Origin of the sequence: Paragemmobacter kunshanensis (genome assembly GCF_011059185.1) — a bacterium.
Taxonomy (GTDB): Bacteria; Pseudomonadota; Alphaproteobacteria; order Rhodobacterales; family Rhodobacteraceae; genus Paragemmobacter; species Paragemmobacter kunshanensis.
The window spans coordinates 1-1,049 of the sequence record NZ_JAALFE010000097.1; the positions used below are offsets into that span (position 1 = coordinate 1).

Annotated in this window: 2 protein-coding genes; both read right to left on the bottom strand. The window is 49.2% G+C overall.

The features are described from left to right. Positions 1-71: 71 nt before the first annotated feature. The gene (locus G5V65_RS22960; RefSeq protein ID WP_350339469.1) at positions 72-263 is read right to left on the bottom strand and encodes a glycosyltransferase; all 192 of its coding nucleotides are present in this window, start codon (positions 261-263) and stop codon (positions 72-74) included. 74 nt (positions 264-337) lie between these two features. Continuing rightward, the gene (locus tag G5V65_RS21935) at positions 338-907 is read right to left on the bottom strand and encodes a methyltransferase domain-containing protein (protein ID WP_165054758.1); all 570 of its coding nucleotides are present in this window, start codon (positions 905-907) and stop codon (positions 338-340) included. Between the last annotated feature and the right edge of the window lie 142 nt (positions 908-1,049).

Sequence of the window (1,049 nt, forward strand, 5' to 3'; positions counted from 1 at the left end):
CATGACACGAAATCCATAACCAATGGTGGGTCACTTCTCGATGGAAAACCCGGGTCAGCTCTCAGTGCAAATCAACACACACGAGCAATAATCTCAGCAGATTCGTCGGTCGACCGATCGTCGACAATAAAAATCTTACCACGCGGATGATTCAACCTGACCAGATCAGTAAGGAAATCAGAAAGGAGTCGGTCAGCCTCATTTCGTACCGGGACCAAGATGTCGACGGGCCCCCAGCAATCCTCTTTCAACTCGCCTGCCACCTTTGGCGTAAGCAGAGCTGAGGCGGCAGTCTTGATAAACAGCAAACACCAAACGGCAAGTAAGGCAAATGCGACTACTTCCAATTTTGATCATCCCTGCTTAAGACGTACACTACCTGATGAATGAAACCGAACACACGAGACTCCACCAGCTGATCGATTTTCAAATTGTTTTCCCTAAAGGAAGCACTCCACTCCTCGTGTGTTCGATTCGAATGCGGGTGGCCAGAGAAGGATAAGTTCACTGCTCTATCGTAGTTTCTAAGGAGCCACCAATTAAAGCCTCGCGTTCGGATCTCCTCTCCAATAATCAGCAGTCGCGCAACCCTACGAGCCTCTCTTATTGCGCGATCAGGATGGTCCATATGATGGAGCGCTGTATGCGCCAAGCAAATGTCAAAACTGTCATCAGCAAAAGGCAGATCATATGCGGAGGCCCTTAGAAACCCAAAGCTCTTCACCGCCCTAACATCTTTGAGATCGATGCCCACGACCTGGTGCCCGAGCTTCTCAAGTTCTGCTGCCACAAATCCAAGCCCGCACCCTAAATCAAGAATTCTTGATTTGGGGGGTATAAACTCCGCAACTTGACCAGCGACATCTTTCCCTCTCAGGCCACCAAGCCTCCGCACAAGAAAAGACACCAACGGAAAGGTGAATAGAGCACTATTCGCTCTCATTCACTGAACACTGCTCTTTGCGAGTTCGTCCCACATTCTCCAAGTAAGTCGCTGATTTCGCTGTCGTAATCGTGATATTTCGCATATAAATCATGGCGTTGACGGC